The 26,690-nt window shown below is 68.7% G+C and carries 19 protein-coding genes; 6 read left to right on the top strand and 13 right to left on the bottom strand.

Annotated features, from left to right (window positions below):
• Positions 1-47: 47 nt before the first annotated feature.
• The 4 genes from C4F17_RS22090 to C4F17_RS22075 all read right to left on the bottom strand — a co-directional run bounded on the left by C4F17_RS22090 (position 48) and on the right by C4F17_RS22075 (position 9,093).
• A complete protein-coding gene (locus C4F17_RS22090; RefSeq protein ID WP_106936666.1) occupies positions 48-5,381 on the bottom strand; it encodes a beta strand repeat-containing protein in 5,334 nt (1,777 codons plus the stop codon).
• A 107-nt stretch (positions 5,382-5,488) separates the two neighbouring features.
• The gene (locus C4F17_RS22085) at positions 5,489-6,883 is read right to left on the bottom strand and encodes a CsgG/HfaB family protein (protein ID WP_106936665.1); all 1,395 of its coding nucleotides are present in this window, start codon (positions 6,881-6,883) and stop codon (positions 5,489-5,491) included.
• 17 nt (positions 6,884-6,900) lie between these two features.
• Positions 6,901-7,482, bottom strand: coding sequence for a hypothetical protein (locus C4F17_RS22080; protein WP_234382294.1), 582 nt, complete (start codon positions 7,480-7,482; stop codon positions 6,901-6,903).
• Positions 7,483-7,758: 276 nt separating this feature from the next.
• Positions 7,759-9,093 carry an aminotransferase class III-fold pyridoxal phosphate-dependent enzyme gene (locus C4F17_RS22075; RefSeq protein ID WP_081269816.1) on the bottom strand — a complete coding sequence of 445 codons (1,335 nt, stop codon included), beginning with the start codon at positions 9,091-9,093 and terminating at the stop codon, positions 7,759-7,761.
• Between the two features lie 70 nt (positions 9,094-9,163).
• On the opposite strand from C4F17_RS22075, the gene purU reads away from it, so the two are divergent.
• Complete coding sequence (gene purU / locus C4F17_RS22070) at positions 9,164-10,030, top strand: formyltetrahydrofolate deformylase (protein WP_081269815.1); 867 nt, start codon at positions 9,164-9,166, stop codon at positions 10,028-10,030.
• A gap of 1 nt (position 10,031) precedes the next feature.
• On the opposite strand, the gene C4F17_RS22065 is transcribed toward purU, so the two are convergent.
• From C4F17_RS22065 to C4F17_RS22050, 4 genes are all read right to left on the bottom strand, one after another.
• Positions 10,032-10,406, bottom strand: coding sequence for a YXWGXW repeat-containing protein (locus C4F17_RS22065; RefSeq protein WP_081269814.1), 375 nt, complete (start codon positions 10,404-10,406; stop codon positions 10,032-10,034).
• Positions 10,407-10,531: 125 nt separating this feature from the next.
• Positions 10,532-11,797, bottom strand: a complete 1,266-nt coding sequence (locus tag C4F17_RS22060; protein ID WP_234382291.1) for an SGNH/GDSL hydrolase family protein — start codon at positions 11,795-11,797, stop codon at positions 10,532-10,534.
• Positions 11,798-11,919: 122 nt separating this feature from the next.
• Complete coding sequence (locus C4F17_RS22055; RefSeq protein ID WP_106937655.1) at positions 11,920-15,213, bottom strand: carboxyl transferase domain-containing protein; 3,294 nt, start codon at positions 15,211-15,213, stop codon at positions 11,920-11,922.
• A 13-nt stretch (positions 15,214-15,226) separates the two neighbouring features.
• The gene (locus C4F17_RS22050) at positions 15,227-16,840 is read right to left on the bottom strand and encodes an AMP-binding protein (protein WP_106936663.1); all 1,614 of its coding nucleotides are present in this window, start codon (positions 16,838-16,840) and stop codon (positions 15,227-15,229) included.
• Positions 16,841-16,925: 85 nt separating this feature from the next.
• Here C4F17_RS22050 and C4F17_RS22045 point away from each other — a divergent pair, with 85 nt between their 5' ends.
• From C4F17_RS22045 to C4F17_RS22035, 3 genes are all read left to right on the top strand, one after another.
• Positions 16,926-17,618 (top strand): TetR/AcrR family transcriptional regulator, encoded by a 693-nt coding sequence (locus tag C4F17_RS22045; RefSeq protein ID WP_106936662.1) that lies wholly within the window; start codon positions 16,926-16,928, stop codon positions 17,616-17,618.
• 25 nt (positions 17,619-17,643) lie between these two features.
• Positions 17,644-18,906: a branched-chain amino acid ABC transporter substrate-binding protein gene (locus C4F17_RS22040; protein WP_106936661.1), complete on the top strand. Its 1,263-nt coding sequence runs from the start codon at positions 17,644-17,646 to the stop codon at positions 18,904-18,906.
• Between the two features lie 415 nt (positions 18,907-19,321).
• Complete coding sequence (locus C4F17_RS22035; RefSeq protein ID WP_106936660.1) at positions 19,322-22,543, top strand: bifunctional cytochrome P450/NADPH--P450 reductase; 3,222 nt, start codon at positions 19,322-19,324, stop codon at positions 22,541-22,543.
• 28 nt (positions 22,544-22,571) lie between these two features.
• Here C4F17_RS22035 and C4F17_RS33655 read toward each other — a convergent pair whose 3' ends face one another.
• Positions 22,572-22,697 (bottom strand): hypothetical protein, encoded by a 126-nt coding sequence (locus tag C4F17_RS33655; protein ID WP_267898698.1) that lies wholly within the window; start codon positions 22,695-22,697, stop codon positions 22,572-22,574.
• 224 nt (positions 22,698-22,921) lie between these two features.
• On the opposite strand from C4F17_RS33655, the gene C4F17_RS22030 reads away from it, so the two are divergent.
• Both C4F17_RS22030 and C4F17_RS22025 read left to right on the top strand, forming a co-directional pair.
• On the top strand, positions 22,922-23,599 hold the full coding sequence (locus C4F17_RS22030; RefSeq protein ID WP_106936659.1) for a colicin D domain-containing protein: 678 nt from the start codon (positions 22,922-22,924) through the stop codon (positions 23,597-23,599).
• Positions 23,596-23,838: a hypothetical protein gene (locus C4F17_RS22025; protein ID WP_106936658.1), complete on the top strand. Its 243-nt coding sequence runs from the start codon at positions 23,596-23,598 to the stop codon at positions 23,836-23,838. Before C4F17_RS22030 ends, C4F17_RS22025 begins: the two co-directional genes overlap by 4 nt.
• A 143-nt stretch (positions 23,839-23,981) precedes the next feature.
• On the opposite strand, the gene C4F17_RS22020 is transcribed toward C4F17_RS22025, so the two are convergent.
• The 4 genes from C4F17_RS22020 to C4F17_RS22005 form a co-directional block, all read right to left on the bottom strand.
• Positions 23,982-24,767 carry an esterase/lipase family protein gene (locus C4F17_RS22020; RefSeq protein ID WP_106936657.1) on the bottom strand — a complete coding sequence of 262 codons (786 nt, stop codon included), beginning with the start codon at positions 24,765-24,767 and terminating at the stop codon, positions 23,982-23,984.
• Between the two features lie 86 nt (positions 24,768-24,853).
• Positions 24,854-25,489 carry a TetR/AcrR family transcriptional regulator gene (locus tag C4F17_RS22015; protein ID WP_081269805.1) on the bottom strand — a complete coding sequence of 212 codons (636 nt, stop codon included), beginning with the start codon at positions 25,487-25,489 and terminating at the stop codon, positions 24,854-24,856.
• Between the two features lie 25 nt (positions 25,490-25,514).
• Positions 25,515-25,892 carry a phasin family protein gene (locus C4F17_RS22010; RefSeq protein ID WP_234382289.1) on the bottom strand — a complete coding sequence of 126 codons (378 nt, stop codon included), beginning with the start codon at positions 25,890-25,892 and terminating at the stop codon, positions 25,515-25,517.
• Between the two features lie 127 nt (positions 25,893-26,019).
• Positions 26,020-26,577: a hypothetical protein gene (locus C4F17_RS22005; protein ID WP_106936655.1), complete on the bottom strand. Its 558-nt coding sequence runs from the start codon at positions 26,575-26,577 to the stop codon at positions 26,020-26,022.
• Positions 26,578-26,690: the final 113 nt, after the last annotated feature.

Here is a 26,690-nt window from a genome sequence, read left to right as displayed (position 1 = left end):
GCCTCGAAAGGTCCGCGGCTTTTGCAGCCTGACGGCGGCGCGCGATTTCAGCGCGCGGTGATCGTCGAGACCGACGAGTTGCCAGTCGCCGATGCGGTGATCTGGTTGCCCGTGGTGCGCAGCGTGCTGTTGCCCACCGCGCCCGTCACGCCGACCCCGAAGTTCACGCTCGTCACCGTGGCCGTCACCGCGCCGGTGTTGACCTGGTAGTTGGCGATGGCCGCGCTCGGCGTGCCGGTGTTCAGCGCCGTCTGCGTTACGCGGTTGGTCGCGCTGTTGCCGAAGGCCTGCGCCGCCAGCGCGTTGCCGGTGACCCCGACCGTGCCGTTCGACACGCCCGCGCCGGTGCCGTTGAGCGCCACCTGGTAGCTCGTGCCCGTGCTGGTGGCCGTGACCATGCCCGTGTTGTTCTGGCTGTTGAGGATCGCCGCGCTGGCGCCCACGTTGAGCGCCAGCGGGGACGCGACGAGGCTGGACGAGCCCGCCGTGGCCGCCACGCCGTAGCCGCTGCCGCCGCCGGATTCGAGCAGGTTGGTCGCCGAGTTGCCGCGCGCCAGAGCGGCCGTGGTGTTGCCGTCGAGCGAAACGCTGCTGCCGTTGAGCGGCGCCGCGCCGGCCAGGGTGGTGTTGGCCACTGTGCCGGCCGTCGCCGTCACGGTCGCCGTGCTGCCCTGCACGTTCGCGATGCCGGTGCTGGCCCCCTGCGCCCCGCTGCCCGCCACCGTGACGGTGTTGGCCGCGCGGTTGGCCGAGGCCTCGGCGAAGGTGCTGTTGCCGGAGATCGTGAGCGCGCCATTGGCCAGGCCTTGCGTACCGGGCGCGCTGTTGTCGTCGTTGTGGATCGAGGTGCTGGCGGTGCTGGAAACCGTCGAGGAAGCCGACTGGCGGTTCGACAGCACATGGTCGCCGCTGGCCACGAGGTTGTCGGCGCTGCCGGTCTCGCTCAGCGAGGCCGAGCCCGTCGCGCCCGGCGGCAAGGCGTTGACCGCGCTCACGCTCAGCGAGTTGGCCGCGTCGTTCATCACGCCCAGCGCCGTGTTGCTGTTGCCGGAGATGCGGATGGTCGAAGCGGAGGAAGCCACCGGCGCGAACAGTTCCAGCGTGGACGATGCCGTCACCGGCGCGGTGCCCGACTGCGTCGACTGCAGCGCCGAGCGCGCGCCCACGTTCGAACCCGCCAGCGCCACGCTGTTGAGCGCGGTGTTCGACACCGCCTTCGCGCTCTGGCTGTTGTTCGTCACGCCCAGCGTCGAGGTGCCGACGTTCGACAGCGGTGCGGTGTCGATGCCGACGACGCCCGTGGCGGTGGCCGACACGGCGCCCGCCCCCAGCTGCACGTTGGCCAGCGCCTGGTCGGCCGACACGGTCACCGACGATGCCGGGCCGGTCGTGGTCGCGGGCAGCGCCGCCAGGCCGCCGGCGATGGCGCCGCCGCTCTTCACGTCGATGCTGTTGGTGGCCGCGCTGCCGGTGGCGGCGGCGCTGGTGCTGTTGCCGTCCAGCGTGGCGCTGCTGCCGACCAGGGCGCTGTTGCCGGTCAGCGTGAGCTTCGTCGCGTTGTTGGCGCTGGCCGTCACGACAGCGCTGCTGTCCTGCGCATTCAGCACCGCGACTTTGGCCGACTGCGACGCGCCGCCCGCCAGCGAGGCCGCGTTGGTCGCGCGGTTGGCCGAGGCTTCCGAGTAGGTGCTGTTGCCCGATGCCGTGAAGCTGCTGCCGTTCAGGCCGGCATTGGCGGGCACCAGGCGGTCTTCGTTGTAGATCGCGGTGTCGGCGGTGCTGGCGACAGAGGTTCCGGCCGACTGGCGGTTCACCAGCACCTGGTCGCCCAGCGCGATGGTGTTGCCGGGCAGCGCGCCCTGGGTGATGACCGCGGGAATCCCGATCCCGCCCGAGGTACCGCCCGCGACGGACACCTTGTTGCTCACGTCGTTGATCACGCCCAGCGCCGTGTTGCCGTTGTTCGAGAGCTTCACCGAAGAGCCGGACACCGAGGCAGGCGCAAACACCTGCTGGAACGAGCGCGACTCCACCGCCGCCGTGCTGCCCTGCGCCGACAGCAGCGCCGAGCGGGCGGAGACATCGGTGGCCGCGAGCGCGATGGCGTTGCTGCCGGTGTTGGCCACGGCCCTCGCGCCCTGGGTGTTGCCCGACGCGCTCAGCGTGGAGCCGCCGATCGCCGCGCCGGGGGCGGTGTCCACGCCGAATGCGGCAGCCACCCTGGAGGAGATCGTCGGGCTCGTCACCAGCTGGATGTTCGAGACGGCATGGTCGCCGACCGCGCCCGCCGTACCGGCGAGGCTGCTCGCGCCGGCCAGCGGCAGTCCGTTGCCCACGGCAATGGTGTTGCCCTTCACGTCGATGCCGTTGGCCGCCGCGTTGCCGGTGGCCGAGCCGCCGGCGGTGTTGCCGTCAACCGTGACCTGCGAGCCCTGGATGCTCCCGCCCAGCACCACCTGCACGCCGTCCTTGTTGGTGAGGAACGCGCCCTCCTGCCCTGTCAGCGAGGCGACGGTCGCGCTGGTGAGCTGCAGGTTCTGCACCGCGGTGGTGGTCGAGACGCCCACCGCATTCACGCTCACGCCGTTGGCGGCGCTGTTGCTGGTGGCGCCGGCCAGCGTGGTGTTGCCGCTGGCATCCACCTTCGAGTTGTTGACCGCGCCCGCGACCGCGACCTGTACTTCGGGCCCGCCGCTGCGCTGCGCCGACACCGAGCCCTGGCCCGATTGCGCGCTCTGCACGCTGAAGGCCGCGGTGGTGGAGAGCGTGTTGCCCGCCAAGGTCGCGCCCGACAGCAAGAGGCCCGCCGTGTCGATGTTGTTGCCCGTCACCTTCACCGTGTTGGCGGTGGCGCGGCTGCCGTAGGCCAGCGCCTCGGCGGTGTTGCCCGTGCTGGACACGGAGCCGTTGGTGAGCGCGCCTGCCACGGTGGTGCGCGCCACGATGCCGCCGGCCGCGATGGCCGAGATTTTGGTGTTCGTGACAGCCACCGCCTGCGTGTTGGTGACGTTCGCGATCGAGGCGTTCGAGCCGCTCACGTTGTTCAGCCCCAGCGCCACGCCGCTGGCCGCGTCGTTGCCGTAGGCGGCGCCGACGAAGGCGTTGCCGCTGTTCGAGACGCTGGCGGCCGACACGTTGCCGTTGACGGTCGCCGCGAAGGTGTTGGGCCCGGTGGCCGCGCTGTTGACCGTCGCCTGCACCGACTGGTCGTTCAGCACGCCGTAGGCCGCGCGCACCGTCGGCAGTGCCCCGGCGGCGTTGCTGAACGGCAGCCCGCTGGCCAAGTCGACAGTGACCGTCGAGGCCGCCGCGCCCAGCAGGATCGGACCCGGTGCCGCAGCCAGGTTGCCTGCGCTCACGCCCAGCGTGTTCGTGGCCGAGTTGCCGTAGGCGATGGCGCGCTGCAGGTTGCCGGCGACCGCGGCCGAGCCGCCCGAGAGGTTGCCGTCGACCCCGATGCGCGCCTCCGGATCCGACAGCCCCGCGCCCACGCCAGAGCTTGCGTCGTTCATCTGCACGCTGGCAATGCCGGCGCCGGTGCCCACCGAATTGCCGGTGAGCGTCAGCGTGTTGGACGCGCCGCTGCCGAGCGCCACGGCTTCCTGCCGGTTGCCGCTCAGCGCCAGCGTGTTGTTCGCCACCGGCGCGCCGCCGCCGTTGGCGGTCAGGTGAATCTGCGAGCCTAGGTTCAGCGCCGCGGCGCCGCCGTCGTTGTAATTGCCCTGCAGGTTGGTGAGGGTGGCCGCGCCGCTTGCCGACACGCGCCCGTCGGTGGCGGTGCCGCCCGAGAGCACCGCGTTGCCGTTGCCCAGCGCCACGGTAGCCGCCTGCAGCGCCAGGCTCTGCGTGACCTGGTTGCCCTGCGCGGTGGCGGCCGTGGTGTTGTCGGACACGGTCACCGTGCTGCCGGTGGTCTGGCCGTTGCCGGGCGACTCGCCGGTCTGCGCCGCGATGATCGATGGCATGACGAAGGCTGACACGCCCGCGGCGGAATTGGCCTGCTGGTTCGACACCGCGGCGGTGCCGGTGAACGACGCCGCGTTCTGGCCGCTGGCGATGGCGCTCGAGGCGGTGTTGCCCGTGGCGGCCGCCGTGATGCTGTTGTCCGCGAGCGTGAGCTGGCTGCTCTTGCTCGACTGCACGCCCGCGAGCACCCGCGCGCCCACGGTCTGGGCGAAGGTGGTCACGCCGATGTTGCCCTGGCTGTTGACGATGGCCAGGTCGCTGTTGACGTTGCTGGTCACGCCCACGCCGTTGTGCGTGCTGTTGTTGGCCGCCGTGGCGGCCGTGCCGGTGCCGGCGATGCTCACGTCGTCGATCAGGATGCGGTTGCCCGCCACGCCGGCGGTGGCGCCGAGCGCCTCGTTGCCGGTGGCCGCGCTGGAGATGGCGTTGCCCTGCACCGACAGCGACCCCTGGAGCACGTTGGCGCCGCCAGCGGGCGCCCCGCTCACGATGCCCATGACCACCGAGCCCGTGTTGGTCGCGCTGTGCGTGACCGCGAGGATGCCGTTGCCATTGGCCTGAAGGTTCGCCACCACCGCCGAGCCCGCGAAGGACGGCGCGCCGCCCGACTGGATCTCGGCCGTGTTGCTGGCGCTGTTGGCCTTGAGCACCGCGGCGATCGAGTTGCGCTCGAGCGCGGCCGCGGTGGTGATGGTGTTGCCGGCGTTGGCCGTCAGCATCAGGTCGACCGTGTTGTTCAGCAGGACCGCGCCGGAGCCTGCGCCGGTGGCCGACTGCAGCGAGGTCACGACGATGTTGCCCTTGGCGTCGAACAATTGCGCGCCCGCCGGATAGGTCAGCACCGAGGTGCCGGCCTGCGCCGGCGCGCCCACCGGCGCCGCGCCCGAGACCACCGAACTGCCGCTGTTGAGCGTGGTGGTGGCCGAGATGGTGTTGTCGGCGTTGACCACGCTGCCGCTTTGCAGCGTGCTCGACTCGACCGCGAGCTTGCTGCCCGTGACGCTGCTGTTGATCACGCCGCTGTTGGTCGCCACGCCCAGCGTCGCCGCGTTGTTCACCGGCAGGCCGGGCGCGGGCTGGATGCCGTTGGCAAAGCTGTTGCCGGTGGCGGTCGCGCCGATCAGGTTGCCGCTGGTGCTCATCGCCACCGGATTGGGCGTGGACGGCGTGCCCGTGGAGGTGGTGCCCACGCTGGCGCCGGTGATCGCGGCGTTGACGTTGGCGGTGTTGTTGCTGCCCGCGTTCACCGACGGCGTACCGTTGGCGCTGCCGTTGTACGCGGCACCGACAGTGGTTTCTGCGGCCTGCGCACCGGAAGCGGCGGCTATCAGCGCCATCGCCACTGCGGTGCCGACGCTGCTGCGGCTGAACATGGGCGCGCGTGCGGCCCGGCTCTGGATCTTGCGTGCTTTCATGTCGTGACTCCTCGGATGTTGGAAGCGTTCTGGCTCGGCTGGAAAAAAACGGATGGGAGGGGCTGTGCGCGGCAAGGCGCGGTCGGTCGCTCTGGATGAAGTGGTCTTCAGTCGCCCTTCGTGGCGCCGTCGTCGGCGGAAGCGCGCGGCGCCGCGCTGCCGACCGCCACGCTGCCGATGCGCAGCTTGGCGATCTCCTGCAGTCCCGGGCCGTCGCGGTGGATCGATGTGTCGGCCGCATCGGGCCGCCAGGTGACGCTGATGGCGCCCGGCGCCACGCCGCGGTTGGCCAGCGCCGAAGTGACGGCGGCAATGCGCTGGTCGGTCAGTTCGTCGCGCTTGCGGGCGTCCCAGTTCTCGGTGTCGCGCGCCACCAGCACGATGTCGGTCGCGCCCTTCTTGGCCAGGCCCGCGATCTGGTCGATCAGCGCGAGCGAGCTGCCGCCGAGCGTGGTCGCGCCGAAGTCGAACGCCACCTGCGTGGCCGTGCCGGTGAGGCGGGCGCCGCCCGGGCCGCCCGCGTTGACGGCCACGCCGCCCTGCACCACCGGCGAAGCGACGGCCGCGCCGCCCACCGTGGCATCGCCCGGGTTGTCGACCTTGCGCAGATCGGCGGCGGGCGTGAGCGGGATGGCCTCGCCGCCGCCCGGGCGCATCGTCATGCAGGGCCGGTGGTCGACCTGCGTGACGGCCGCCATGAGCCGCACCACGCCTTCTTCGAGCGCGGCGCGCACGCCCATCTGCACCGGCTCCTGGCCCTTGGCGCCGATGTCCACGTCGTACAGCTTGCTGCCGAAGAAGCGGAACACGTTCAGGCCCACTTCGTAGCCGTTGAACTGCTTGGTGAGGCTCACCGTGCGCACCACCATCAGCGACTTGGTGTCGACGATGCGCAGGTCCACGCTCACCGACTGGCTGAAGGTGCGCGCCTTCACGCCCACCTGGTTCACCGCGAACTCGGCACCGCCCGAGTTGATGTTGTAGTTGAGCTCGGTGATGCCGCCGACGATGAAGTAGTCGGACTTGTTGATGGTGCCGCCGAAATACGGCATCCACGGCACGGTCTGCCCGCCGTTGGGTCCGCCGAGCTGGTGCGTGCGGCCGTCGCCGAGTTGGCGGCGGTCCGCGTACGCGAGCTCGCGCTCGGCGATCACCGGGTCGAAGCGCTCCGCGATGCTCACGGCGCCGCCGAGCTTGCCGAGCGCCGAATACACCATCAGCGCGCCGCCCTGCGTGATGGCATTGCCTTCGTTGATGCTGTACTTGCCGGTGTAGTCCTTCACGTCGCCCACGCCCACCACGATGGGCGGGCGGCGCGTGGCCGCGATGTGGTCGGCGTAGCAGGCGAGCACGGCCTCCATCGGCGTGACGTTGTCGCGCACGGCGGGGCCGAGCACCACGGGCGCCTCGTTGGGCGCAAAACGCTGCTGCGGTGCAGAGACGCAACCGGCAAGCGCCACGGCCGCGACCGCGGCGAGTGCGAATGTTCTGGTCGTGTGCATGTCGCGTGCCCCGGTTTTCAATTGAGCACCCCGAACGCGCATGCCGAGCTGCCGCCCACGCTGGCCGTCTGCGCGCCGGCGTTGCCCTGTGCCGAGTTCAGCGCCTGGTTGGCCGCGCCCTGCACCTGCGTGCTGGTGCCGCCGACGACGGCCGAGCCCACCGCGCCGCTGTTGGCCTGCGAGGTGCCCACCGTCGCGCCGCCGAGCGTGCCCACGCCGGTGCGGCTGTCGTTGCCCGAGGCACTCGAATTCGCGCCCGCGTTCGACGGCGAATTCGCGACCGTGCTGTTGTTGCCGTCGTTGCCGGTCGAGGTGGCCGAGACGTTGCAGTTGTATTGCCGGCCGATGGTCGTGTTGTAGACCGGCGCGGCGTAGTAGCCGCTCTTCTGCTTGCGGATCATGTCCTGCACCGCGGCCTGGTTGACCTTGTCGGCGCTCGACTGGAACTGCCACGCGGCGTTCTCGCCGACGTTGTTGGCCAGCGCCATGGAAGAAGACGCGCAGCCGCAGGCCGCGAACGCCAGTGCGATCAGCCTCGGGACCCGACGGCGGCGACAGCCGGCCTCGACGAGACCGGCATGGAAAAAGACGCGCTGCATGACTGCTCCTCTCTGGAATTCGCACGCCTTGAATCCGTCATTGGATTCGCGGTCGGCGTTCTGCGAGGAGGGATGCTAGGGACGGCAGGAAACAGCCGGTATCCCGAGAACCGGTAGAAGTGGCGGGAACAAACCCATGCCTTCGCCGGTGCTGCTGGCCACCGTTATCGGTGGGTTCCTCGTGTGCATCGCGGGTGTTGCCGCGAAGGAAGAGGACGGGTGGCCAGCGAGGAGGTCACGCCGCCGCGGTGCCGCGGCGGCGTGTGCGGACAGACCTCAGGCGTGAGCCTTGATCGAGTCCGCGAGCGTGTTCACGAGCGTGTCGATGTGCGACTTCTCCACGATGTACGGCGGCGCGATCACCAGCACGTCGCCGGCGGGGCGCACCAGCGCGCCCTTGTGGAAGCAGTCCAGGAAGATTTCATAGGCGCGCTTGCCCGGCGTGCCCGCGATGGGCGCCAGCTCCACCGCCGCGGCCAGGCCGAGGCTGCGGATGCTGATGACGTTCGGCAGGCCCTTGAATGTGCTGTGGAATGCATCGCCCAGCACCTTGCCCATTTCGCCTGCGCGCGCGAACAGGTTCTCCTGCTTGAACAGGTCGAGCGTGGCGATGGCCGCGGCGCAGGCCACCGGATGGCCCGAATAGGTGTAGCCGTGGAAGAACTCGACCACGTGCTCGGGCGCGTCGGTCTTCATCATCGCGTCGTAGAGCTTGTCGCGGCAAATCACGCCGCCCAGCGGAATGACGCCGTTGGTCACGCACTTGGCGAAGTTCAGCATGTCGGGCACCACGCCGAAATAGTCCGACGCGAAGTTGGTGCCCATGCGGCCGAAGCCGGTGATGACCTCGTCGAAGATCAGCAGGATGCCGTGCTTGTCGCAGATCTCGCGCAGGCGCTGGAGGTAGCCCTTGGGCGGCAGGTACCAGCCGGCCGAACCGGCCACGGGCTCCACGATGATCGCGGCCACGTTGCTCGGGTCGTGCAGCGGCAGGATGCGGGTCTCGAGCTCGACCAGCGGGTCTTCGGCCCACACCGGCTCCTCGTTGTGGATGTAGGCGTGGTTCACCGGATCATGGATGAAGCGCATGTGGTCCACGCGCGGCAGGAAAGCCGAGCCGAACACCTTGCGGTTGCCCGGGATGCCGCCCACCGACATGCCGCCGAACCCCACGCCGTGGTAGCCCTTCTCGCGGCCGATGAACACGTTGCGGTGGCCTTCGCCGCGCGCGCGGTGGTAGGCCAGCGCCACCTTCATGGAGGTGTCGGCGGCTTCGGAGCCCGAGTTGCAGAACAGCACCTTGTTGAGGTCGCCGGGGGCCAGCGAGGCGATCATCTCGGCCGCCTTGAAGGCCCTGTCGTTGCTGACCTGGAAGGCGGTGGCGTAGTCGAGCGTGTCGAGCTGCTTCTTGATCGCCTCGTTGATCGGCTTCCTGTTGTGGCCGGCGCCCACGCACCACAGCGACGAGATGCCGTCGATCACCTTCTTGCCGTCGTGGGTGGTGAATTCCATGCCGTCGGCCGCCACGAAAACGCGCGGATCCTTGCGGAAATGACGGTTGGGGGTGAAGGGCAACCACTGGTTGTCCATGTTGAAGTCCTGGAAGGCCATGTCTCGCTCCTGCGGGTTATGGGGTCGGGGAAAATCGCGATTCTGGCACCCCTGCGACAATTCCACCCAGATGACGACCTCTACGCCTACCTCGCCCGCCTACATCCTGAACCTCTCCTGCCCCGACCGGACAGGCATCGTGCACGCCGTCTCGGGCTTTCTGCTCGAGCGTGGCGCCAACATCGAAGAGGCAGCCCAGTACAACGACCACGGCACCGGCCTGTTCTTCATGCGCGTGCGCTTCGCCTGCGGCGACCACAGCGAAGCCACGCTGCGCGAAGAGCTGAAGACCTTCGCCGCCGGCTTCGGCATGACGCTGCAGCTGCACGCCGCCGCCGAGCCGATGAAGACCGTGCTGCTAGTCAGCAAGGAAGGCCATTGCCTCAACGACCTGCTGTTCCGCTGGAAGAGCGGCCTGCTCGCCATCGACGTGCGCGCCATCATCTCGAACCACCGCGACTTCTACCAGCTGGCCGCCAGCTACAACGTGCCGTTCCACCACATCCCGGTGACGGCCGCCACCAAGGCCCAGGCCGAGGCGAAGCAGCTGGAAATCATCGAGTCCGAGGGCGCCGAGCTGGTGGTGCTGGCGCGCTACATGCAGATCCTGAGCAACGACCTGTGCCGCAGCCTGGCCGGCCGCGCGATCAACATCCACCATTCGTTCCTGCCCAGCTTCAAGGGCGCCAAGCCCTACTACCAGGCGCACGACCGCGGCGTTAAGCTGATCGGCGCCACCGCCCACTACGTGACGGCCGACCTGGACGAAGGCCCGATCATCGAGCAGGACGTGGCCCGCGCCGACCACACCGACACCGTGGAAGACCTGACGGCGCGCGGCCGCGACACCGAGAGCCAGGTGCTGGCCCGCGCGGTGAAGTGGCACAGCGAGCACCGGGTGCTGCTGAACGGCCACCGCACCGTCGTCTTCCGCTAGGTCAGTTCCTGTAGGGATTGTTCGGCCGGCGGTCGTAGCGGTTGGGCACCCCGTCGCCGTCGCGGTCCCAGCGGCCGGCGTTGTACACCCAGCGGCCGCCGTCCTGGCGCCATTCGGGCGCACGGTACGCATAGCCCGGACGGGCGCGCACCCAGTTGCCGCGCACCCACACATGGCGGCCGCCACGCCATTCATAGTGCCCCGGCGCCCAGACGAAACCGCGGCGCGGCGGCGGCACGCGCTCGAAGCGCGGCGGAGGCGGCGCCACCTGGACGGTGACCACGGGTTGCGCCTGCGCGGCGGTGGGAACGGTCAGAGCGCCCACGGACAGAAGCGAAGCCGTACCGATGGAAAGAGCCAATGCGATTTTTTTCATGAAGGACTCCTCATGAGTAGTTGGAAGAGCCTTCATGCTGCCGGGCTCATGTGAACCGCCTGTAAGCGGGACACGAAGTCTTATGTAGAGCTGTTTCGCGATTCTCCCGGCGCAATCGCGCACATTCACTCCATCAGTTCCTTCAGGTCGACGGCCGAAGCCATCGCCGCATGCCCGGCCTTGTTCGGGTGCAGGTGGTCGCCGCTGTCGTACTTCGGGTTCAGCGCGAGCGGATCGGCGGGGTCGCGCAGGACGGCGTCGAAATCGATCACGCCGTCCACGTCCTGCCGGCCGCGGATCCAGGTGTTGACCGCGCCGCGCATGGCCTCGGTCGCCTGCGTCCAGTAGGGCGTGTTCCGGAACGGCGGCACGGTGCCGATCATCAGCTTCACGCCCTTGGCGCGCGCCTGCTTGATGAGCTGCTCGAGGCCTTCGGTGATGCGCTCGGCAGTGGGCGCCTCTGACGCGATGTGCGGGAACCCGGGCACGCCGGCGAACGCTGCGCGGCCGATGTCGTTGGTGCCCATCAGCACGATCACGTGCGTCACGCCGCTTTGCGCCAGCACGTCCTTCGCGAAGCGCGACATGCCGCTGGGCCCCGAGCTGTCGAGCAGCAGCCGGTTGCCGCCGATGCCCATGTTGATCACCGACAGCCCGGCCGGCACCTGCGGGCTGTCGCGCAGCCGCGTGGCGAGCATGACGGGGTAGGAACCGCCGCTGGCGTCGTTGCCGCCCGCCGTGATGGAGTCGCCGAAGGCCACCACGATGCGGGCCGGCTGGCTCGTCATCACGTCGAGGCCGGTCACGATGTGGTTGAGCGCCAGCGGCGCCGCGCCTTGCAGTTTGGCCGTCCCGGTGGCGTTGCCAGGGACGACCCAGCTCGTGCCCTGGCCGTTCTGGTGGATGGTCGCGAAGGGCGTCGGCTGGTCGAGGTAGGTGCTCACCGCCAGGGTCTGGCCGGCCTCGGCCTTCAGGTCGATGCCGTCGCTCCAGGCGTCCGCGCCCGGCGCGATGGTGAGGCTGCCGCGGCCGCCGAAGCGCAGCGGGCCCAGCGTGGCCGGAGACACCGCGTTCCCGCCCGTGACCAGCCCCACGCTCGCCGCGGCGATGCGCAGCGGCGCCTTGCCGAAGCGGTTGGAGAAGCGCACGCGCACGCGGCTTCCGTCCAGCGCGGGCTGCACCAGCTGGCGCAGCGTCTGGCCGCGAAACACGTGCTTGCCGGGCCCCGCCAGCGGTGCGGTGGTGGGGTTCGCCATGAGCTCGCTGAACTCCATGGGCGCCGCAGCCCAGCTGGCGACCCAATGGGCCTCGGCGGGCTGCCGGGGCGGCTGGCCGGCGGATGGCAATGCCCACACGCCGGCACCCACCGCGGCAAGGAGCCATGCGACCATCCAATGCGTTGCGGCGCCCGCGCAGAACCGAGCCCGCCAACGTGAAATCAATTCCATGCGCGCAAAGCCGCCCAGTTTACGGAGCCGCCTTTACCCCGGTCGTTACGAGGTCTAGCGCGCGGTTACCAGGTGTCCACGTAGGGCGAGACGGCTTCGTGGCGGCCCGCGGCCGAATCCAGCCCGCGCACCAGCCAGGTGCGCGTGTCCGCCGGATCGATCACAGCGTCGATCTCCAGTGTCTGCGCCATGTGGATCGCCTCGCCGTTGGCGTACTGCTGCGCCAAGAGCTTCTTGAACAGTGCGTCGCGCTCGTCGCCTTCCGGCACGGCGGCCAGTTCCTTGCGGAAACCCAGCCGCACGGCGCCTTCGAGGCCCATTGCGCCGAACTCGCCGGTCGGCCAGGCCACGGTGAAGACCGGCGCATCGAAGCCGCCCGCCGTCATCGCCTGCGCGCCCAGGCCGTAGCCCTTGCGCAGCACCACCGCGAAGAACGGCACGCGCAGATGCGAGGCCACCATGAACATGCGGCACACGTGCCGCACCTGCGCCCGCGCCTCGATTTCGGGGCCGACCATGAAGCCGGGCGTGTCGCACAACGAAACAATCGGAAGCCCGTGCGCATTGCACAGCTGCATGAAGCGCGCGGACTTGTCGGCCGCCTCGACGTCGATCGCGCCGCCCAGGTGATGCGGGTTGTTGGCCATCAGGCCCACCGGCCGGCCCTCGATGCGCGCCAGCGCGGTGACCACACCGGCACCGAAACCCGCGCGCAGTTCGAGCAGCGAGCCGGTGTCGGCCACGCCGCGCATGGCGGCGCGCACGTCGTACACGCGCAGGCGGTTCTCGGGCACCACGTGGCGCAGCGTGCGCGGGTCGGCGCACTGCCAGTCGGAGGTCGGGCCCTGGAAGTACGAGAGATATTGCTTCGCCGCCGCCACGGCCGCCGCCTCGTCGTCCACCAGGATGTCGATCACGCCGTTGCGCGACTGCACGCTGCTCGGCCCGATCTGCTCGGGCGCGAAGGTGCCGAGACCGCCGCCTTCGATCATCGCGGGGCCGCTCATCCCGATGTTGCTGCCCCTGGTGGCGATGATCACGTCGGCGCAGCCCAGCAACGCCGCGTTGCCCGCGAAGCAGCGGCCATGCACGATGCCGACCACCGGCACCTTGCCCGACAGCGCCGCGAACTGGCTGAAGGTGTGGTTGTTCAGGCCCGCCACGATCGGCATGTCGGTGTCGCCCGGCCGCCCGCCGCCGCCTTCGGCGAACAGCACGACCGGCAGCTTCAGCTGGTGCGCCACCGCCAGCAGCCGGTCGGTCTTGTGGTGATTGCGCATGCCCTGCGTGCCGGCCAGCACGGTGTAGTCGTAGGCCAGCACCGCGCAGCGCGATGCCTCGGGGCCGAACTGCTTCGCGTTGACGCTGCCCAGGCCGGTGACCATGCCGTCGGCCGGCGTGTTGGCGATCAGGTCTTGCAGCGTGCGGCGGCGCGTCTGCGCGGCGATGGCGAGCGCGCCGTACTCGATGAAGTTGCCGGGGTCGGAGGCGGTGTCGCACAGGTCCGCGATGTTCTCGCGCGCGGTGCGGCCGCCCTGCGCATGGCGCTTGCCGACGGCGGCCTGGCGGTTGATGTCCAGCGTGGGCGCATGGCGGTCGATGACCTTCTGCAGGTCGGGGCGGATGGCATCGAGGTCGTGCTCGGCGCGCGCCTCGGCTTCCACGGCCTGCGCATCGACGGCTTCGAGCTGCACCAGCGACTGGCCTTCGACGAGGTAGTCGCCTGGCGCGGCCAGCAACGCGACCACGCGGCCCGCCACGGGTGCGTGCAGCAGATGCTCCATCTTCATCGCTTCGAGCACGCCGAGCTGCGCGCCGGCCGGCAGCACGTCGCCCACGGCGACTTCGAACTGCACGAGGCGCGCGGGCATCGGCGCCTTCACCGTGAGTTCGTCCGAGCCGTCGTCCGCGATGGCGGCTTCGGCTGCAGGCGCGGCGGCGGTCTTTCTTGCCTGCTTCTCAAGCAACGCCGAAGCAGCAAGCAGATCGCCCAGGTGCGCCTCGACGAAACGTGTGTGCACCGCCTGCGTCGCGAACTCGGGCCGCGCGGCAATGGCACGCAGCAGCGACAGGTTGGTGGCGATGCCTTCGATGTGGCATTCGTCCAGCGCGCGCAGCGAGCGCCGCAGCGCATCCGCGAATCGCGGCGACGGCGAATGCACGATCAGCTTCGCAAGCAGCGTGTCGTAGTGCGGCGAAGGCGCGAGCCCCGCATAGCCGTGCGTGTCGACGCGCACGCCCGGCCCCGCGGGCAGGTCGAAGCGAGCCAGCGCGCCGCCGGAAGGCCGCGCATTGCCCTGCGCATCGAGCGTCTCCGCATTGATGCGCCACTGCACCGCAAAGCCGCGCTGCGCCGCCGTGCGATCGGCCTCCACGCCCAGTGCGCCGAGCGGCTCGCCTGCCGCCACCGAAATCTGCAGTTGCACGAGGTCCAGCCCCGTGACCGCCTCCGTCACCGTGTGCTCGACCTGCAGGCGCGGATTGGCCTCGATGAAGACGAAGGGCAGCGTCGACGATTCCACGTCGACCAGGAACTCGAAGGTGCCGAGCCCGCGATAGCCCACCGTCCTGGCCATGCGCAACGCGGCCTGCGTGACCTGCGCGCGCAAGGCTTCGGGCAGCGAAGGGCTGGGCGCGATTTCCACCAGCTTCTGGAAGCGCCGCTGCAGCGTGCATTCGCGCTCGCCGAGGCTGGCCACAGCCTTGCCGTCGCCCAGCACCTGCACCTCGATGTGCCGCGCGTTGCGCATCAGCCGCTCCACATACACGCCCTCGATGCCGAAGGCGGCCTTGGCCTCCGACATGCAGCGCGCGTGCGCCTGCGGCAGCTCCTGCGCGTCGAGCACCGCGCGCATGCCGCGGCCGCCGCCGCCGCCGATGGCCTTGACCATCACGCCAGCGCCCTGCGCATGCTGCTCGGCGAAGAAGGCCTGCGCCTGCGCGAGCGTCACGGCGCCGGCGCTGCCGGGCATCACCGGCACATCGCATTGCGTGGCCAGCGCGCGCGCGCGTGCCTTGTCGCCGAACAGGCCCAGCTGCTCCGGCGTGGGGCCGATGAAGACCAGGCCGGCGTCCGCGCAGGCCTGTGCGAAGTCGGCGCGCTCGCTGAGGAAGCCGTAGCCGGGATGCACCGCATCGCAACCCTGCGCCTTCGCCACCGCGATCAGCGCCGCGACATCGAGATAGGCGGCGGGCCCGGTGGCATCGAGCGCCACCGCCACGTCGGCCAGTTGCGCGTGCAGCGCCGCCGCGTCGTCGCGCGCATGCACCGCCACGCTGGCGATGTCCAGGTCGCGCAGCGCGCGCACCAGCCGCACGGCGATCTCGCCGCGGTTGGCAATCAGAACTTTGGAAAACAGCAAACGGAACCTCTCAGCTTTTGTCTTTGAGCAGCCGGCGCAGCACCTTGCCGGCGCCGGTGGTCGGCAGTGCGTCGATGAAGCTCACGGCGCGCGGCGCCTTGTAGCTCGCCATGTTGTCGCGCGCCCAGGCCACGAGCGCGTCGGCCTCCAGCGCGGCGCCGGGCTTGCGCACGATGAAGGCCTTCACGACCTCGCCCTTCTCCGCATCGGGCTGCGCGATGACCGCCGCCTGCGCCACCGCCGGATGCTTGATGAGGATGGTCTCGACCTCTTCCGGGAACACGCTGTAGCCCGAGACCTTGATCATTTCCTTGAAGCGGCCGATGAAGGTGAGGTAGCCGTCGGCGTCGAGCTTGCCCATGTCGCCGGTGTGCACCCAGCCGTTGCGCAGCGTGGCGGCGGTGGCCTCGGGCTTGTTCCAGTAGCCCTTGAACGAGCCCTTGCTGGTCAGCACGATCTCGCCGACCTCGCCCACCGGCATGTCGGCCTGGGTGTCGGTGTCGATGATGCGGATGGTCACGCCCGGCACCGCGATGCCCTGCGTGCCCCAGCGCGGCGCATGGTGCGGCGTGTAGGTGTCGCAGGTGTGGGTCTCGCTCAGGCCGTAGGCGGCTTCGAACGAGGTGCAGTTGGGCGCATGCGAGCGCCACTGCTGCGCGAGCGGTTCGGTGAATGTGATGCCGAAGCTGGTTACCGGGTTCATCTTCAGGCTGCCCAGGTCGAAGGCCGCGATGTCCGGCACCTGCATGCAGGCCACGTTCATCGGCGCGATGCTGTACCACCAGCTCACCTTGTACGTGGAGATGGCCTGCAGCACGGTGCGCGGGTCGAAGCGGTGCAGCAGCACCGAGGCCGCGCCGCTGAGCACCGGCACGTTCACGCCCATCAGCATGCCGGCGATGTGATACAGCGGCGCGATGGACAGCAGCACGTCGGCCGGCCCCACGCCGTTGCAGTCGGCCGCCGCGCGCGTCTTGAAGAGCGCGTTGGCGTAAGTGAGCATCGCGCCCTTCGGCAGGCCCGTGGTGCCCGAGGTGTAGGTCATGAGCGCCACGTCGTCCATGTCGATGGCCACGGGCTGCGGCCTGGCATCGGCTTTCATCACGGCGAGGAAGTCTTCGCAGCCCTCGGGCACGGTGCGCGCTGCGTCGTGCTCGGCGGCCAGTTCGGCCGGCAGGTCGAGCGAGGGCTGCGCGGGCAGCAGGTCGGCGTAGTGCACCGCGAACACATGTTCGAGCGCGCTTTCAGGCTGCACCTTGCGCACCACCGGCAGCAACGGCGCGGCCGCGATGATCACCCGCGCCTTCAGGTCGTTGACCTGGTAGGCCAGCTCGTGCTCCTTGTTGAGCGGGCCGCTCGGGCAGACGATGGCGCCGATCTTCTGGATGCCGAAGTGCGCCACCAGGTACTGCGGGCAGTTGTTGAGGAACAGCACCACCGGCTCGCCCTTCTTCACGCCCAGGGCCTGCAGCCGCGCTGCGAAGGCATCGCTCGCGCGGTCGAGCTCGGCCCAGCTCATGGCATGGCCGTACCAGATGCACGCGGGGCTCGCGCCGCGCTCGCGCGCGTGGGTGCGCAGGTACTCGTGCAGGGGCTGCTGGGGGCGGTCGGGCAATGTCTCCATGGCGTCACTTTCTCAGGGTTATCGATAGCCGCCCATGCAGGGCGGGCGCTTGCCAATGCCGCATGGTGCACGAACAATCCTACCCATGGGTATAACTTCCGCGACACGGCAAAAACCCTCTGGAGACCAGAGCGAGACAACGACCACGCAGCCGCACCTGCCGCAGGGCACCGGCCGGCAGCGCGCCGCCACGCAAGGCACCGACCTGCAGCGCGAGCGCATCCTGCAGGCGGCGGCGCAGCTGTTCGCGGCGCAGGGCTACGCCAACACGACCATGGCGCAGATCGTTCGCGCGCTGGGCGTGACCAAGCCTTTCGTGTACTACTACTTCCGCGACAAGCAGGAAATCTTCGAGACGCTCTCGTGGGCCCCGGCGGTCGACTGCTTCACCGCGCTCGACTTCGCGGCCACCGACCCGCGACGCGCCAGCGAGAAGGTGCTCGAAGGCATCGAGCGGCTGATCCGCGCGACCATCACGCATCACCCGGCCGCCTTCTTCGCCTACCGCGAGCCGCAGGTGTACCGGCCCGAATACCTCGCCGCGCAGAAGAGGCTGGCGCATCACTTCTACGACCTGCTGTGCCCGCTGCTCGAAGAAGCGCGGCGCGACGGCGACCTCGACTTCACCGAGACCAAGATCACCGCGCTCGCCGCCTGCAGCCTGCCGGGCTTCCTGTACAGCTGGTACCGGCCGGGCGGACGCCTGTCGCCCGACGAGGTGGTGGCCGAGCTCACCAGGCTGGCCAGCCGCGTGATCGGGCTGCGAACGAAGACCTGACGACAACAACCTCCGGAGACAGACCATGAAGTTCAACCGTGCGCCATTGGCGCGGATCGCCCTTGCCTCTGTGCTTTGCATCGCGGGCGCCGCGCATGCCCAGCAGCAGCAGCAGACCTACAAGATCGCCTACATCGACCCGCTCTCGGGCCCCTTCGCCAATGTCGGCGAGCTGATGCTGATGCACACGCAGTACGCCATCGAGGACATCAACGCCAAGGGCGGCGTGCTCGGCGGCACCAAGCTGCAGCTGCTGCAGTTCGACAGCAAGCTGTCGGCGCAGGAAAGCCAGAGCGCGCTGCAGGCGGCCATCGACCAGGGTGCGAAGGCGATCGTGACGGGCGGCTCGGGATCGTCGGTGGTCACGGCGCTGGTGCAGTCGGTGGCACGCTGGAACCAGCGCAACCCGGGCAAGGAACTGATCGTGCTGAACCATTCCTCCATCGACCCGGAGATGACGGGCAAGGCCTGCAGCTTCTGGCACTTCCAGACCGAGGCGAACACGGCGATGAAGATGAAGGCGCTGGCCAACTACATCAAGAAGACGCCCGATGTGAAGAAGGTCTATCTGCTGAACCAGGACTATGCGCACGGCAAGCAGTGGGCCAGCTATGGCCGCCAGATGGTGGGCCTCGCGCGGCCCGACATCCAGTTCGTCGGCGAGACGCTGCACCCCATCGGCCGGGTGAAGGACTTCGCGCCGTACATCGCCAACGTGAAGCAGAGCGGAGCCGACTCGGTCATCACAGGCAACTGGGGCCAGGACATGACGCTGCTGCTGAAGGCCGCGGGCGACGCGGGCTACAACCTGCGTTACTTCAACCACAGCGCGGGTTCGGTGCCGGGCACGGTGACCGCGGTGTCGCAGGCGAAGCTGGGGCAGTTGACGTGGGTGGCCGAATGGCATCCGGGCGAGGCCGACACGCCGAAGGTGGACGCGCTGGCCAAGGCCTACAAGGCCAAGACGGGCAAGGACTTCCTCGCGCCGCGCATCGACATGACGCCGCGCCTGCTGGCCGCGGCCATCAACAAGGCAGGCTCCACGGACACGGTGAAGGTGGCGCATGCACTCGAAGACCTGACTTTCGATTCGGTGGTGGGACCGGTGCGCATGCGCGGCGAAGACCATCAGTTGCTGCTGCCGCAGGTGGTGAACACCATTGCACCGGTGGACGGCAAGACCGTGAAGGTGGGCTGGGAGGGCACGAACTATGGTTTTCGCACTGACGCGGTCTATACCGGGAACGAGCTGGCTCAGGGTACTGAGTGCAAGATGGTTCGGCCCTGACTCTTCCCAGTGGCTTCAGGTTCAGGGCGTGTGCGCAGGCCACCGGGTACTCCCCTCCGCGAATGTCCCCCGGGGCTGCGCCCCTCCTCCTTTATTTCGCTGCGGGGAGCACCCGGTGCCCTGTGCACAGGGCACGCTGCTGGTTCGCAGTTGATCAACGACCGCTCTGTCCAACGCTCACGCCGGCGGGGTGCCTTGCGCAGCGAAATAAAGGAGGAGGCCGCAGGCCGGGGGACATTCGCGGAGCAAGGTACCTCGTCAGCGTGAGCGCGCCCTGAACGCGCCCTGAATGAACCCGAGAAACGAACCCGGAAGCTAAGGGAAACCCCGTCCTCCCTGCCCCCGTGCCGTCGGGATACTCCGGTTGTTACACCCCGGACATCCGAAGCGGGTCCAACCCGAAGGCACAACAACGATGGCAGGCAAAAACTCGCTCCACCCGATCCCGCATCCGGCGAAGAAGCCCTTCGTCGGGAACCTGCTGTCGATCGGCTCCGATTCTCCCGTGCTCGACATGTGGAAGATCGCGCAAGACCTCGGCGGCATCTACTGGCTCGACATGCCGGGCATGCCGGTGATCGTGGTGTCTTCGCCCGCGCTGGTCGACGAGCTGTGCGAGGAAGCCCGCTTCGACAAGAGCACGCGCGGTGCCTTGCGCCGGTTGCGCGCCGCGTCGCATGGCCTCTTCACATCGGACACGCACGAAGAAACCTGGTCGAAGCCGCACAACATTTTGCTGGCCAACTTCAGCCAGCGCGCCATGCAGGCCTACCACCCGATGATGCTGGACATCGCCGGGCAACTGGTCACCAAGTGGGAGCGCCTGAACTTCGACGAGGAAGTGGACGTGGTGCGCGACATGACCGCGCTCACGCTCGACACCATCGGCCTGTGCGGCTTCGGCTATCGCTTCAACTCCTTCTACCGCGAAGGCTTCCATCCCTTCGTCGATGCGATGGTGCGCACGCTGGAGACGGTGCAGAACCGCCGCGGCCTGCCGCTCGAAGAGCTGATGCTGAAGAAGGAGCTTGCGCAGCAGCGCAAGGACATCCGCTACATGCACAAGATGGTGGAAGACATCATCGAGGAGCGGCGCGCGAGCGGCGCCGACATCGCCACCAAGCCCGACCTGCTGAGCTACATGATCGCGGGCGTGGACAAGAAGAGCGGCGAGCAGCTCACCGACAAGATGATCCGCGACGAGTGCATCGAATTCCTCATCGCGGGGCATGAAACCACCAGCGGCCTGCTCTCGTTCGCCATCTACTTCCTGCTGAACAACCCCGAGGCCATGGCCAAGGCCCAGGCCGAGGTCGACAACGTGTTCGGCCCCGACACCACGCAGAAGCCCACCTACGCGCAGGTCAACCGCCTGCAGTACGTGATGCAGGTGCTGAAGGAATCGCTGCGCCTGTTCCCGACCGCGCCGGCCATCTCGATGCGCGCCAAGGAAGACACGAAGATCGGCGGCCAGTACACCATCAAGAAGAACAACATGGTCATCATGCATGCGCTGGCGCTGCATCGTGACAAGGGTATCTGGGGCGAGAACGCCGACCGGTTCGACCCCGACAACTTCAGCCGCGAGGCCGAGCGCGAGCGGCCGGTGAACGCCTTCAAGCCTTTCGGCAACGGGCAGCGCGCCTGCATCGGGCGCCAGTTCGCACTGCAGGAGGCGGTGCTCACGCTGGGCATGATCCTGCAGCGCTTCAACCTGGTGGACCACACGGGCTACAAGCTGAAGATCAAGGAAGCGCTCACCATCAAGCCCGAGGGCTTCAGGATCAAGGCGCTGTTGCGCGACCCGGCCACGCGCCCGCGCGGCAACATGACCGACGCGGCGGCCGCGCCGGTGCAGCCCGTTCAGGCCGCCGCGGCGCGCAAGCCGCATGCCGCGCGCCACGGCACCTCGCTGCTGGTGCTGCAGGGCTCCAACCTCGGCACCGCCGAAGACCTGGCGCGCCAGCTCGCCGAGGCGGGCGAGATGCGCGGCTTCTCCACCCAACTGGCCTCGCTCGACGACTATGCAGAGCGGCTGCCGGCCAACGGCGCGGTGGCGATCGTCTGCGCTTCCTACAACGGCGTGGCGCCCGACAACGCGGCCGAGTTCCACCGCTGGCTCGACAAGGCCGACGACGCGCTCAACGGCGTGCGCTTCAGCGTGTTCGGCTGCGGCAACACCGACTGGGCCGCCACCTACCAGGCCGTGCCGCGCCGCATCGACGAACGGCTCGAGGCACTGGGCGCCACGCGAGTGCATCCACGCGGCGAGGGCGATGCGCGCGAAGACATGGACGGCGCCTTCCAGGACTGGAGCGACGCGCTCTGGCCCGAGCTGGTGAAGGCCTTCGACATCAAGACCGGCGCCGACACGCCCGCGCAGAGCGAGCCGCTCTACACGCTGGAAGAGCTGCCGCCGCCGCAGAAGAACGCCATCGTCGATGCGCTGGGCGCGGTGGCGCTGCGGGTCATCGAGAACCGCGAGCTGCAGAAAGGCGGCAATGGAGAAGGCGGCCGCTCCACCCGCCACGTCGAGCTGATGCTGCCCGAGGGCCTGGTCTACCGCGCCGGCGACCACCTGAGCGTGGTGCCGCGCAACAGCCCGGCGCAGGTCGAGCGTGCCATGGCGCGCTTCGGCTTCGACCGCACCGCGCATGTGCGCCTGCATGCCGTCGCGGGCCGCAAGGCAGCGCTGCCGGTGGAGCAGGTGATCGCGGTCGACCGCCTGCTGGGCGACTACGTCGAGCTGCAGGACGTGGCCACGCGAAAGCAGATCGCCACGCTCGCGGCCTACACCGAGTGCCCGTTCACCAAGCCCAAGCTGCTGGCCCTCTCGGGCAGCGACGAGGCTTCGCAGGCCGCATACAAGGCCGACGTGCTCCACAAGCGCAAGTCGCTGCTCGACCTGCTGGAAGAGCACCGCGCCTGCCAGGTGCCGTTCGCGGTGTTCCTCGAAATGCTGTCGCCGCTGTCGCCGCGCTACTACTCGATCTCCTCGTCGCCGACGATGACGCCGGGCAGGTGCAGCGTGACAGTGGGCGTGGTGAGCGGCCCGGCCAAGTCGGGCATCGGCACCTTCGAGGGCGTGTGCTCCAACTTCCTGGCGCGCGCCGAGGCCGGCGACACGGTGCACGGCGTGGTGCGCGAGACCACCGCCGAGGGCTTCAGGCTGCCGGAAAACGCGAGCCGCCCGCTCATCATGGTCGGCCCCGGCACCGGCCTCGCGCCGTTCCGCGGCTTCCTGCAGGAACGCGCGGCGCAGATAGAAGCCGGCAATGCGCTCGGCGAGGCGCTGCTGTTCTTCGGCTGCCGCAATCCGGAGCAGGACTTCATCTACGCCGACGAACTCCAGGCCTGGGCGCACCGCGGCGTGATGAAGCTGCACACCGCGTTCTCGCGCGCGGGCGAGCGCAAGGTCTACGTGCAGGACCTGATCCGCGAGCAGTCAGCCCATGTGTGGAAACTGCTCGAAGCAGGCGCCGTGGTCTATGTGTGCGGCGACGGCTCGCGCATGGAGCCCGACGTGCGGCGCACGCTGAGCGACCTGGCGCGCGAGCATGGGCACGACAGCGCCGCGTGGATGGACAAGATGATTGCGGACCAGCGCTATGTGCTGGATGTGTGGGCGGGCAGCTGAAGAAGCAGTCCCGAGGGCCCGGCGGCGCTCAGGCTTCGAGCGCCATCACCTTGTCGGAGAGGCCGTGCGGCCCGGCGTCGGCCTTGACACCGATGGCGGCTCGGCACATGCGAACCAGCGCCTCGGTGACCGAGACGATGGCCAGCTCATACATCGCTGTGGGTCGAGCCCTGTCTCCACCATGCCCTCCCCGGTCGGCGTGACGACTCGACCTGCTTGAGCATCGAGCGCATCGACTCCAGGAAGCCGACATGCTTTATGCGGGAATAGACAGGTGACGGGCTGTGCATGGTGCCACTATTGTTTTAGGCAGGCCGGAGATGCCGCAAGCCACGGAAGCAGGACGTCTATACGCCGGGGCCGCGCTGGGAGAACAGCATGTCCGGCGCCGAGAGTGCCTGGCTGAGCGAGCAGAACCTGCGCTTCGGCAATACGCTGGGCATTGCCCTGCTGGGGCCGATCTTCGGTGCGCCCGGTGCAGCAACACGTGTTCTCGGAGGAAGCGAGGAGCAGGTGGCAGCGGCCAATCAGGTCGGTGCGGCCGCATTCGATGCGGCCGCTGCACACGTGGGGCTTGGGGGCGGAAAGCGTGGTTCCGAGCCTCTGACAAGACCCGGGGAAAGCGCTCGCGGCGCTCCCCTCGAACCCGTCGGCCGGCCCGTCGGAGGAAAGTCTTCGACGCAGAGTCCACCACCAGAGCCCCCTGCGCAGGGCACTGTTGTTCGACGCCTTCCACCCCCGGCACCGCCGCCCCGGCCCACGGTTCAATACGACAAGAAGCAGCTACCAGCCAAATACAAACATGCCAGAGACTTCGGCGTGAACGATCCTTGGAGCAAGAATGCTGCCGCAAACTATCAGTCGGCCCTCGATGCACACGTGCAGGGTGCGGGCACGCAGATGATCGGCGGAACGTATCGTGGCGATCCTGTCATCCACTATCTCAACCCCTCCACGGGCTTGAACGTCATGACAGATACTTCGCACAACTTTCTTTCCGGATGGCGGCTCAATCCGGCCCAGATCACCAACGTCCAAACAAGAGGCAGCCTGTGACGAACGACAAGTACGATTTCGACAAGGAAGTGAACATCACCCTGTCGCAAGCCAAGATGGCCATCCTGATGGAGATCTGCACCAAGATTGCCCGGTTCGGGCTCGCCCCGGAAGAGGAGCACGTCCTGAGGGAGATCGAATCTGCAGCCGAGTCGGAGATCGACTTCATCTTGGACCCGGACTACAAGTCGATGATGGAAAGTATCAGGAGCAAGCTCCGAGCCGAGCTAGACCTTTAGAGCCCGGACATCGGCCGCGCTGGGCCGAGTGGCAGCGGCACAGTTCGGACCGGATGGATTTTGAAGACGGGTTCGGATGTTCCCGAACGAGTCAATTCGATTGACGGCGCCGATCCACTCGGCCAGCCACCAGCCAGGTCTTGTCAGGCGTCGCGGTCCGGATCCGGATACACCAGCGGCCCGAGCAACCCGCGATTGAACGGCTTCCACTGCCCCTCGGGCTGCGCCAGCCGGTCAGCCACCGCATAGAGCACCGCCGGATGCCCGCCCAGCCCCAGGTGGCTGGCCAGCACTTCGATGTTCTCCGACTGCGGCCCGGTCTTCTCGATGCTGCAGCGCCATGCCACCACGCCGTCGGTGCGGCTGAAGATCGAGGTCGTCGGCACCGGCGGCGTGGGCTGCACGAACTTCATGCGGCGCGGGTCGTGCGAACTCTGCCCGCTCACGCCTTCGTACACCCGCCATGCGTTGGTGGCGCGCGGGCTGCCCGAAAACGGGCTGCCCAGCGTGATGACGTTGCGGATCATCGGCGCATAGGAAGAAGCCAGCAGCCGTGCGTACACACCGCCCAGGCTCCAGCCGATCACGCTGACCTTCTTGCCGCTCTTCTCGTGCAGGGTCTTGAGCAATTCGACCATGCCGTCTTCCACGCCCTCGCGCGGACCCAGGTTGCGGCCCAGGCCCCAGCCGTGCGCGTCGTAGCCGCGGCTGCAGAGGTAGCGGCGCAGCAGCAGCGTGGAACCGTCGCCCGCCACCAGCCCGGGCAGCACCAGCACCGGATGGCCGTCGCCGCGCGGCGTGAGCTGCAGCAGCGGCCACATCGCGATGCCCGCGCCGGTTTCCCACAGCGCGCGGGCTTCGGCAAGCAGCAGCAGGCGCGACGGCGGCGCGATGGAGTCATGGGCTCGGGCGTGGGTGGCGGTGGACATAGTGGAGGGATCCTTGCTGGTTTTTATCTTCTTCAGGACGAAGTTGGGGCTGCAGCAGCCAATGCCCCGTCGGACAACAACGACATTTATCCGAGGTATTTGCCCCTCAGGTAATCGAGGTAAGCCCTCGATTCGCTCGAAACATACGGAGAAACCAGCGTGAGCGTGTAGAAGGCTGCCAGGCCGGGGTCGGCCTGGGCCAGCGCGTCGCGGCCCGGCACGAGGCGCTCGAACGACAGCCAGCAGGTGGTGGTGAACACCATCTGCAGCGCCAGGATGCGGGCCTGCTCGGCGCTGGTCTCGATCACGCCCGATGCCACCAGCCCTTCGCACAGCGCCTGCGCGGCCAGCAGGTTCTGCGCCGTCAGCGCCTGCGCGCGCTGGCCGAGCGCGGGGTATTCGCCGGCCAGGAAGGCCATGTCGCGGTAGATGAAGCGGTACTCGTCGATGGCCTCGAAGCGCAGGTGCAGGGCCAGCCACAGGTCGTCGATGGCGGCGATTGAGGCCGACGAGCCGTTCAGCGCTTCCATGCGCTGCTCGAAGCGCCGGAACAGCCATTCGACGATGAGCTGCTTGGCCTTGAAGTGGTAGTGCAGGTTGCCGGGGCTGATGCCCAGCTCCGCAGCGATCTTGTGTGTCGACACGGCCGCGAGGCCCTGTGCGTTGAACAGCGCAAGGCTGGCCTGCAGGATGCGGTCGCGCGTGGTGTTGGAGCTGGCCACAACCGGGGCGTTGCGTTGTGGCCGCTCAGCGTTTGCCGCGCGCGCGCGGGGCGGCCGTGGCGACAGTGGCGGAGCCTTCGAGCTGCGCCACGCGTTCGCGCAGTTGCGCAACCTCGTCGCGCAGGGCCTGCACTTCGTCCGCGCCGGGCATGCCCAGGCGCTGCAGGGCGGTGGCGACGCGCTGGTCGAACACGTCCTCGAACTTGCGGATGCCGAAGCCGTCGAGGCCGAGGCCGGGCACCTTGCCCTGCCCGATGCCGAGCAGGCCTTCGATCACGTTGGCCTGGCGCTTGGCGACGTCGTTGCGCACGTTGTCCAGCGCCTTGAGGCCGGCGCGCAGCAGGCCTTCGGCCTTGCCGGGCTGCGCCGCGGGCTTCCTGGCGGCGGGCGCTTTCTTCTTCACGGCCGGAGCCCTCTTTTTGGCAGGCGCCGCCCTCTTCTTCGCGTTTGCGGTTTCGTCAGGACGGGTCGCCATGCAGGTGCTCCAGATGCCGGAAAAATGAAAAGGGCGCCGCGAGGCGCCCCGGGGGTCAGGCCGCCTTGCGGGCAGCAGCGCGGCGAACCGGCTTCTTGGCGACGGCAGCCTTGGCCTTCACCGTGCGAACCGGCCTGGCGGCTTCTTCGGTGCCGCTCACACGGGCTTCGATCTGCCTGGTACCGGCGACGATCTTGTCGGCGATCTGCACCGAGACGGTGGCGATCGGCTGGTTGATGGCGCTCAGCGTGTTGATGACCGAGGTGGCCACCGGCGATTCGACGCGCGCCACGCGGGCGGCGACCGTTTCGATGCCGGTCGTGGTGCCCGCGGCCACGCGGTCCATCACGTTCACGATGCGGCTGGTGTCGATGTCCAGGCGGTTGGCCAGGAAGCCGTTGACCTTCTCCTGCGCGCCGATCAGGTTGGCCTTGACCTTCTCGCTCACCATCGGGATCTGGCGGCTGCCCAGGAAGTCGCTGTAGCGCGAAGCGGCGCCGTTCAGCAGGCGATGCACGCCGGTGCGGTAGGCGCCGACCAGGGTCTTGCCCGCGTCGTTGTACTGGCCGACGACGTGGACGGCTGCGGAAGCGATGGTGGTCTGCGTGGACATGGTGTGGTTTCCTTGAAGTTGAAAGGTTCGCGAAGGAAACGGGGTGTCTTTCGCGATGGACCCATCTTCTTCCGCAAGGCCTAGGCCTGGAAAACTAGAACGGTCGGAAAACT

The organism is Variovorax sp. PMC12, from assembly GCF_003019815.1.
Classification (GTDB): domain Bacteria; phylum Pseudomonadota; class Gammaproteobacteria; order Burkholderiales; family Burkholderiaceae_C; genus Variovorax.
Note: the sequence above shows the minus strand (reverse complement) of the source record. Positions and strands in the feature narration are given on the sequence as shown.

Coding starts and splice junctions, on each gene's coding strand:
- C4F17_RS22090 (WP_106936666.1), bottom strand. CDS start 5,381: ATGAAAGCACGCAAGATCCAGAGCCGGGCCGCACGCGCGCCCATGTTC.
- C4F17_RS22085 (WP_106936665.1), bottom strand. CDS start 6,883: ATGCACACGACCAGAACATTCGCACTCGCCGCGGTCGCGGCCGTGGCG.
- C4F17_RS22080 (WP_234382294.1), bottom strand. CDS start 7,482: ATGCAGCGCGTCTTTTTCCATGCCGGTCTCGTCGAGGCCGGCTGTCGC.
- C4F17_RS22075 (WP_081269816.1), bottom strand. CDS start 9,093: ATGGCCTTCCAGGACTTCAACATGGACAACCAGTGGTTGCCCTTCACC.
- purU (WP_081269815.1), top strand. CDS start 9,164: ATGACGACCTCTACGCCTACCTCGCCCGCCTACATCCTGAACCTCTCC.
- C4F17_RS22065 (WP_081269814.1), bottom strand. CDS start 10,406: ATGAAAAAAATCGCATTGGCTCTTTCCATCGGTACGGCTTCGCTTCTG.
- C4F17_RS22060 (WP_234382291.1), bottom strand. CDS start 11,797: ATGGTCGCATGGCTCCTTGCCGCGGTGGGTGCCGGCGTGTGGGCATTG.
- C4F17_RS22050 (WP_106936663.1), bottom strand. CDS start 16,840: ATGGAGACATTGCCCGACCGCCCCCAGCAGCCCCTGCACGAGTACCTG.
- C4F17_RS22045 (WP_106936662.1), top strand. CDS start 16,926: ATGGGTATAACTTCCGCGACACGGCAAAAACCCTCTGGAGACCAGAGC.
- C4F17_RS22040 (WP_106936661.1), top strand. CDS start 17,644: ATGAAGTTCAACCGTGCGCCATTGGCGCGGATCGCCCTTGCCTCTGTG.
- C4F17_RS22035 (WP_106936660.1), top strand. CDS start 19,322: ATGGCAGGCAAAAACTCGCTCCACCCGATCCCGCATCCGGCGAAGAAG.
- C4F17_RS33655 (WP_267898698.1), bottom strand. CDS start 22,697: ATGTATGAGCTGGCCATCGTCTCGGTCACCGAGGCGCTGGTTCGCATG.
- C4F17_RS22030 (WP_106936659.1), top strand. CDS start 22,922: ATGTCCGGCGCCGAGAGTGCCTGGCTGAGCGAGCAGAACCTGCGCTTC.
- C4F17_RS22020 (WP_106936657.1), bottom strand. CDS start 24,767: ATGTCCACCGCCACCCACGCCCGAGCCCATGACTCCATCGCGCCGCCG.
- C4F17_RS22005 (WP_106936655.1), bottom strand. CDS start 26,577: ATGTCCACGCAGACCACCATCGCTTCCGCAGCCGTCCACGTCGTCGGC.